Source organism: Acinetobacter sp. FY731 (genome assembly GCF_059515905.1).
Map to the genome: position 1 here is coordinate 1 of NZ_JCAKNB010000024.1, position 7,421 is coordinate 7,421.

General features: G+C 34.1%; 11 protein-coding genes. 5 read left to right on the top strand and 6 right to left on the bottom strand.

What is annotated here, in order from left to right:
- Window positions 1-135 precede the first annotated feature (135 nt).
- The 6 genes from AC5YC8_RS13830 to AC5YC8_RS13855 all read right to left on the bottom strand — a co-directional run bounded on the left by AC5YC8_RS13830 (window position 136) and on the right by AC5YC8_RS13855 (window position 3,238).
- Window positions 136-381 (bottom strand): hypothetical protein, encoded by a 246-nt coding sequence (locus tag AC5YC8_RS13830; RefSeq protein ID WP_496164830.1) that lies wholly within the window; start codon window positions 379-381, stop codon window positions 136-138.
- 185 nt (window positions 382-566) lie between these two features.
- Window positions 567-791, bottom strand: coding sequence for a hypothetical protein (locus tag AC5YC8_RS13835; protein WP_496164831.1), 225 nt, complete (start codon window positions 789-791; stop codon window positions 567-569).
- Window positions 788-1,537, bottom strand: coding sequence for an ATP-binding protein (locus AC5YC8_RS13840; protein ID WP_496164887.1), 750 nt, complete (start codon window positions 1,535-1,537; stop codon window positions 788-790). The genes AC5YC8_RS13835 and AC5YC8_RS13840 overlap by 4 nt, the downstream gene beginning before the upstream one ends.
- Window positions 1,534-2,418 carry a helix-turn-helix domain-containing protein gene (locus AC5YC8_RS13845; protein ID WP_496164888.1) on the bottom strand — a complete coding sequence of 295 codons (885 nt, stop codon included), beginning with the start codon at window positions 2,416-2,418 and terminating at the stop codon, window positions 1,534-1,536. Before AC5YC8_RS13845 ends, AC5YC8_RS13840 begins: the two co-directional genes overlap by 4 nt.
- 49 nt (window positions 2,419-2,467) lie before the next feature.
- Window positions 2,468-2,959: a phage regulatory CII family protein gene (locus AC5YC8_RS13850; RefSeq protein WP_496164889.1), complete on the bottom strand. Its 492-nt coding sequence runs from the start codon at window positions 2,957-2,959 to the stop codon at window positions 2,468-2,470.
- A gap of 57 nt (window positions 2,960-3,016) precedes the next feature.
- Window positions 3,017-3,238, bottom strand: a complete 222-nt coding sequence (locus AC5YC8_RS13855) for a hypothetical protein (RefSeq protein WP_321089755.1) — start codon at window positions 3,236-3,238, stop codon at window positions 3,017-3,019.
- Window positions 3,239-3,365: 127 nt separating this feature from the next.
- On the opposite strand from AC5YC8_RS13855, the gene AC5YC8_RS13860 reads away from it, so the two are divergent.
- The 5 genes from AC5YC8_RS13860 to AC5YC8_RS13880 all read left to right on the top strand — a co-directional run bounded on the left by AC5YC8_RS13860 (window position 3,366) and on the right by AC5YC8_RS13880 (window position 7,377).
- On the top strand, window positions 3,366-4,031 hold the full coding sequence (locus AC5YC8_RS13860) for a LexA family protein (protein ID WP_496164890.1): 666 nt from the start codon (window positions 3,366-3,368) through the stop codon (window positions 4,029-4,031).
- Between the two features lie 18 nt (window positions 4,032-4,049).
- Window positions 4,050-4,352 (top strand): hypothetical protein, encoded by a 303-nt coding sequence (locus AC5YC8_RS13865; RefSeq protein WP_496164891.1) that lies wholly within the window; start codon window positions 4,050-4,052, stop codon window positions 4,350-4,352.
- Between the two features lie 103 nt (window positions 4,353-4,455).
- Window positions 4,456-5,424 (top strand): ABC-three component system protein, encoded by a 969-nt coding sequence (locus AC5YC8_RS13870; RefSeq protein ID WP_496163654.1) that lies wholly within the window; start codon window positions 4,456-4,458, stop codon window positions 5,422-5,424.
- Complete coding sequence (locus tag AC5YC8_RS13875; RefSeq protein ID WP_496163655.1) at window positions 5,393-5,653, top strand: ABC-three component system middle component 6; 261 nt, start codon at window positions 5,393-5,395, stop codon at window positions 5,651-5,653. The genes AC5YC8_RS13870 and AC5YC8_RS13875 overlap by 32 nt, the downstream gene beginning before the upstream one ends.
- On the top strand, window positions 5,650-7,377 hold the full coding sequence (locus AC5YC8_RS13880) for a DUF2326 domain-containing protein (protein ID WP_496163656.1): 1,728 nt from the start codon (window positions 5,650-5,652) through the stop codon (window positions 7,375-7,377). The genes AC5YC8_RS13875 and AC5YC8_RS13880 overlap by 4 nt, the downstream gene beginning before the upstream one ends.
- The last annotated feature ends 44 nt before the right edge of the window (window positions 7,378-7,421 follow it).

Here is a 7,421-nt window from a genome sequence, read left to right on the forward strand (position 1 = left end):
GGACATTTTGATTTAAGCTTATTTCCATATTGTTTCTTGTATTCAGCGAGTGAGATACTGGTCATTCAACCCCCATATCCGCTTCGTTCTCTTGAAATTGTTCTTGTAAGAGTTCTTCTTCTAAGTCGTGATTTGTCATGCTGCTACCTCATAACCTGATCGAACGCTATATTTTTTCTTTGCTAAGCGACTGGGCTTATAACGAATCACATAACACCCTTTGCACGCAGCCTCATAACAAGTGGATTGAGTACCGTCTTTCTTCTTTTTACCTTTGTATGTGAACCAAAATTCACTATCCAACGGCCAATATTCTTGACACTCAATACAAAGCTTTTCACGACCTAATTCCGTTTCAATGTATTTAGGTTTTGAGTTCATGCCACCACCTGCGCTTTCATTTTTGCTTTTAGTGCTGAGCGCTGATTACTGATTGTTTTTGCTTCTTTGCAAAACTCGCAACGACACTTATGTTTGTTGTATGCGTAAACAGTGCCATGATTAATTAGGGGGGGCATAAGCCAATCCTTCCAATTCTTCACACCAATCCAATGTGTACTGATCTCTCATGACAATCCTCCAATACGACACATAAACGTAATGTACATTCCGCCATACGATGGTCTGCTAAATGCCTTAAGCTCTTTTTTAAGCAATGTTTCGATATGTGCTCTAGTTTCAATTTTGTATGGCATTGAGCTTTTAAAAATTCGACCAGAGTTTTGATAAGCTTCGATCGTAACTGTCATTTTTTGACGGTTTATTTCTGTTACCTGAACTTCTACACTCACACCCCACCCCCAACTCTTGAATCATTCCAATTGCATTCAACAATCGTTAAACCGTCATGTTGAAAACGAGACCAAAGACGATCACCTAAATCTTTTTGAAGTTCTTCAATCGTCATATTTGAAATAAGCATCGTTGCTTTTTTTGCGTCATAACGTGAGTACAAAACCTTGTGCACTAACTGCAATCTGTTCTCATGACGATCATGCAAGCCGTATTCATCAAGAATTAATAAATCGTATTCAGTGAAGCGATGAATCGCACTAGCTTCACTGTCATCGGCTTTTTTCCAAGCATTGGCAATTTCATTCGCCATATCTTCAGAAGTGATATAACGAGCGTATTTACGTTTGTTGAGCACGTTTTTAGCCACTGAACACGACAAATGCGTTTTACCTGTTCCAGTACGTCCAACCATGATCAAATTGCGATTCATGCTGTTGTTAATATCTTTTGCGAATGTTGAGCACTGAGTTAAAGCAATTTCTTGCCCTTTATTTTTCACTTGGTAGTTTTTAAACCCACTCTCAGCATGACGACTTGGTAGCATTGCTCCTGCAAAGTGTTTTTCACGAACAGATTGATTTACTTCTGATTCGTGTTTGATATGGACTTGCTTAATCAAATCCTTTGCGCATGATTTACAAACAACACGACCAAATAGATTTACTTTCAACTCGTTGTGCTCAATGCAAAGTTCTTGCGTTTGTTGAACATTAAAATTCATAGCTGACACCATAGAATTCATATCAAGCCCCCCAAATCAACCGTACCTGTCGCTGGAGCGTATTCTTGAACCTCACCCCACTTGTGATTTACATCACGGCTTGAAGTTTGTTTTTCAGAGAATGATTTTTTGTTTTGTGCTTTCTCGAATTCTTGAATAATCCAAACTGCAAATTTTCGTGTTCTTTGGTTTTCAGTAAGATCAATCTTGTTTTCCCAATGCGCATTGAAATTTCCAAGATGCAACTTGAAATCAGACATAGCTAAAACTTCATCAGCTCGGTTGCTAAATCGTGATTGGAAAATGATGTTTTTCAGTGAATCAAGATTTGGATTCCACTCGTTAGAAAATTCTTGTGCGTGACCACACACTGGTTGTTCTTGGTTGTTATTGGTAGTTAATAATAGTTTGTGTGACTCTGCGTCACTGCTTTGTGTGCTTAAAGTCACTGCTTCTTGCATTAAAGTCACTGCTTGTGTGCTTAAAGTCACTGCTTCATCTTCATTGAAGTGGTGACTTTGCGTCACTACTTCCGTCTTTAAAGTCACTGCTTTTTTAATATTTTCAGCAATAAATTTATATTTTGAATTACACCCTCTAACCTTTTTTGAGATCAAAAAACCAAGTTCTTCTAACTTTTTCAGGTGTAGACAAACAACACGATTTGATAGTCCTGTGTCATCCATTAAGGTTTGTACAGTTGGATAGCAAATACCCGTTTCATAATCCGCATACGTCGCTAAGGTGATAGCTACGTGTTTAGTTGTTGAGTGCATCTTTACAGCTCGAATTCCTGTCACGTAGTTGAATTTACTCTCCGACATAGCTTGTCGCTCTTGTTTTGGAAATCGAACAACTTCAGCTTGATAGCTTTGTTGCTCTTGTGCTAAATTTGATTTCATGTTCAATTCCTACCGTATTTTGAACAACCGAAAAGCCTGATCTCAGAAATCAGGCTTTTTCTATTTGTATTGGTGAAAGATATTTTTCTGCTTGCTTTCTTAAAGCTTTATCCGCAGCAGTTGCACATTCGATAATTCTTTGAAAAATAATGTGTGCTTCTTCGTACTCTTGAGGAGTTACGATGTTGTCTTCTAAAACATCATGAACTTTTTGATTAGCTTGTCCGCTTGCAACATTCGTTTGCAGCATCGCTTCAATAATATTCATTTCATGATGACAATCTGGATCAACATCCACAGGTACAAGAACAAAACCTAATTTGTGTGCCCAAACTTTTAATACCGCAGGGTTCTGTGTATACATCATCATCGCTTCAAACTTTTTAAGGCTTGGCAGATGATCTGACATGTTTGGATTTGCGTAGTTGCAAATCGTGTTGTGTGAATCCCCTGTTAATTCAGAAATATCCTTAGGTGTAACACCAGGAGTAAGTCTGATCATCTTATGTAAAGCTGTTTTTGTTTCTTTACTTATTTCCATTGTGAATCCTTGCTGTATTTCACGTTTATTTAAAGCGATCACTGATTGATAATTGGTTTAAGCAGTAAGTGGTTGTACTAAACCCTTTAATGTTGGACATAAATCTGTAGCTTTAAATTCCCCTTTAGTTACCATCTCAGCTCTCAGGGCTACAAGTTCAGACATGTTCCAACGCCCATTTATGTAGCCACTGATATTTGATTGACTAACCTTTAGAGCTTTTGCAGTGGATACTTGTCCGCCAAGGTAATCCACAAGCTCTTGGTAAATGGTATCCATAAACCACCTCAAAATATTAGTAACCCATTAATAATATTAGCACTCTAATATTTAGTCAATAAGTATTCTTATTTGATTTAATATTAGTTGCCTAATATGCTTAATAAAGCACTTAGAGGTAGTAAAAATGCTTAAAGACCGACTTAAAGAAGCTAGAAAAAAGGCAAAGAAATCACAAAAAGATGTTGTTGATGCTATTGGTATTACTCAATCCGCATTAAGTCAGCTTGAGACAGGTGCTGTCTCCTCTTCATCACACTTGCCTGCAATTGCTAGGTTTTTGAATGTTGATTCTTATTGGTTGCAAACAGGCGAAGGCGAAATGCTTGTAAGCGCATCTCAGGATAATGGCTTCAACAATGTAAGTTTTGATGTGCCAACATTAAGAAAAATTCCATTACTTGATTTTGTACAAGCAGGTATTTTTCATGAATGTGGTTATGACGGCATTAACCCTAAAGGTGAGTCTTATACAACTTACGAGAGCAATAAACCTGAGTGTGTATTTTCACTAGAAGTTTCAGGATTGAGCATGACGCCTGAATTTAATCCAGGTGACAAGTTAGTAGTTGATGGATCAAAAGCCCCATATCCTGGTTGTTATGTGATTGCGCAGAATGGTAGTCATGAAGCTACTTTTAAAAAGTATCGAGCTATTGGGTATGATGAGCATGGAAGAGAAACCTTTGAATTAGTTCCATTAAATCCTGACTTTCCAACAATGTGCTCTACCCAACAAGAAATTAGAATTATTGGTGTAATTGTTGAGCATGTAAGAAGTTTTAAAAAATAATCAAGAAGTGAAATCCCAATGATCGCAACACTCAACAAATCTAAAACAGCACTCACAATTAATCGCCAAGAATTTAAATTAGCTTTAGAAAAAATCAGTGCAGGGATTGATAAGCAGATAGCTTCACTCAAGAAGGCTAAACAAGGGTATGACGCTAAGGAAATGGCGAATGAGACCATTAATGAGCTAAATATCTTTGAAGCAATTATAGAGGGATTTAACGAAGCAGAAGGCACTAGTTTAAAGCTAGCAGACATCACCAACCTTGAAACGGCTCAAGGATGGATTGATGAGTTTTTAGAGAAGTATTCTGAGTCTTGATTAAGCAACACCACCCCACTTTGTGGGGTTTTAATAAGAGCTATAGATCCTGCTATAGAGTGAAAGCCCATGCCAGCAATAGTTTTATATTCAAGGAAAGATAATGTCTAGCGTACAATTAAACTATATATATAATTTACTATTCAAAGTTCAGGTATTACAGCGATCTGGCGAATCTTTTATGTCATTATTCAATGATATAATGAGCTATTCAGACCACCGTTTTCAATCCATATCACCATGGGGTAAATGGGGCGATGGTGGGAATGATGGTTACATTTATGATGATGGACATTACTTTCAAGTTTATGCTCCTAAACCAAATACTCAATGGAATCCACCTAATGCTTTTAGAAAAGCAAAACAAGACTTTCATAAGTTGGGAGAAAAGTGGAGTAATATAAGAAAATATAGTTTTGTGATAAATGATCGTTTTGAGGGTTCACCAGCTCCTTTAAACAATGAACTAGATTTATTTAGACAAGAAACAGCCTTGGAATTATGTGAGTCTTTTGATTCAAGAAAACTATTACTTAGATTTAATAACTTAGAGCACAACTTAAAAGATATTATTGTTGGAGCCGTTCCAAATATTGAAGAAGTTAATATTAATTTTTATTATTCTGAAATAAATACCCTATTAATATATTTAGCCGATAAGGCACATAGTTCTAAATTCTCTCTTTTAGAAATCAATGTTCCTGATTTTGAAAGGAAAATATTACTAAACAATCTAAGTCCACAAATTGCAGATGAGCTTCGAAATAATATAAAAAAAGTCCAACTTATAGATGATTACTTAGACTCAGTTAAAGGGGGTATCTCACAAGAAATTAGCACATACATTCATGAAGTTTATGAACAAAGTAAACTCTTATTTTGTGGTCAAGAAGATGAGATTGATTTACAATATGCATGGATTAGAGATGAACTTATCCCACCAGAAATCAGAAACAATCCAATACATAGAATGACTCTTGCAGGATATAGGGCTGTTTCCTCGATTGTTTTGGCTAAATACTTTGAAAGTTGTGACGTCTATGAACATCCTGACAGCTTTACTACCTCATAAGCACACTCCATTCTCCGAGTCTTTAATTGGTATTGCTGGATTTCTTAATTCAATTATCCCGACCAATAGCATATCAATTGATGAATTGTGGGCTTTAGTTGAAATTAAACAAAAAAGCTATCCATGTAATATAAATTTTGAACAAATGATCCTAGCAATAGATATTTTATTTGCAATTAATATTATTAATCTAAACATTGATGGACGAATTCAGAAGATATCCTCATGAATTTAATAAAAATTGAATCTGATTTAGAGAGTTTCAAAACAATCAAATTTAATCCAACCGGATTAAGCATTATTTTGGGTGATGATCCTGTTAATGCTACCGAAGATGGTGGCAGTAATGGAGTTGGTAAAACCCTAAGTCTAGCGATTCTACATCATTGTTTAGGTGCAAAGAATTCAATACCTAAAATATCAACTAAAATGCCTAAAAAGCATTTTACCTTAGAATATGATTTCAACAACAATAAGAATGTGATTTCTAGATCTACCATAGGTAATCATATAACTATCAATAAAAATGAATATAATCTTCGTACATTAAGAGAATATTTAAATAATGCAGGTTTCTTTTATATTCCTGAAAATTCTGAATATTTAACATTTCGAAGCTTAATTAAGCGTTTTTCTCGCTTAACAAAAAAAGATTGTGATCACCCTCTGTCTACTGAATCTGAAAAAGATTATGTTGCTTTATTGAATTCCTTACATCTATTAGGAATGGATATATCTTTAGCCATCACAAAGAAAAAATTAAAAACTAAACTTGACTTAATAACCCAAGAGCTAAAATCCTTCAAGGATAGCAACACAATAAAATCATTAGTTCTTAATGGAAAAAATCCAAAAATACATCTAGATAAAACAGCTCATGAAATCGAACTACTAGAAAAAAAATTGAAAAATTTTGAGATTGTTGATGATTTTAAAATAATAGAGCGAGAAGCTAATGCACTAAAAAATCTAATTTCTAACAATGAAAAAGAAATTTCTATCCTTGAATTCAATAAAGCTAATATCGAAAAATCACTAAAAATAACTCCTGATATTTCAAAATCAGATCTATATAAAATGTATAATGGTTTAGAATCTATTTTTAAGCCTGAAATACTTAAACACTTTGATGCTGTTGAAAACTTTCATAATACAATTGCAAAAAATAGAGACCTTCGACTAAAAAATGATCTTATTGAAATTAGCAATAAAATCATTGAATTAACACTACAAAATAAAATTAATATAAAAAACCAACAAGATAAAGTTAACTACTTACAAGGAAAAAGTGCACTTGACGAATATACTGTTATTGCTAATAAACTTGTAGATTTAAGAAATACATATGAAACTGTAAATAATTTTCTTAACTTGGAAACACAATTAAATAAACAAAAACTTGATATTCAAGAACTAATGATAAAAGAAGATAGACGAGCCTTAGAACTCATTGAAAATAATCCTTTAAACGAAAAAGATTTAATCTTTAAAGATATTATTGAACATTTATATGAAGATGCTGCAGCTGGAATCATCTTAGAAAACAATACAGGTATTAACCAAATTCGATACAACTTAAAGATTGCAGTTGATGGCTCTGATTCTGATGGGATTGATAATGCAAGTGTACTCGCCTTTGATGTGTTAAATTTATTTAATGGAAGCAACCACAATATTAACTTCCTTTGGCATGACAATAGGCTATTCGCTGATATTAATCCTAAAGCAAGAGCATCTTGGTTTAAGTATATCATCCAAAGATTAAAGTCAACAAATAAACAATATATTGCATCACTAAATAATGAAAATCTATTAAGTATGCGAGAGTATTTAACTCTTGAAGAGTTTTCAGAAATTAAAAAATGTATTATTCTTAACCTGAAAGGTGATAAACCAGAGAATAAATTACTTGGTGTACAAATAGAAAATTATATAGAAAATATTACAAATTAAATCGAATAAGCTCCATCCAACCCACCCAGTGTGGGTTTTCTTTT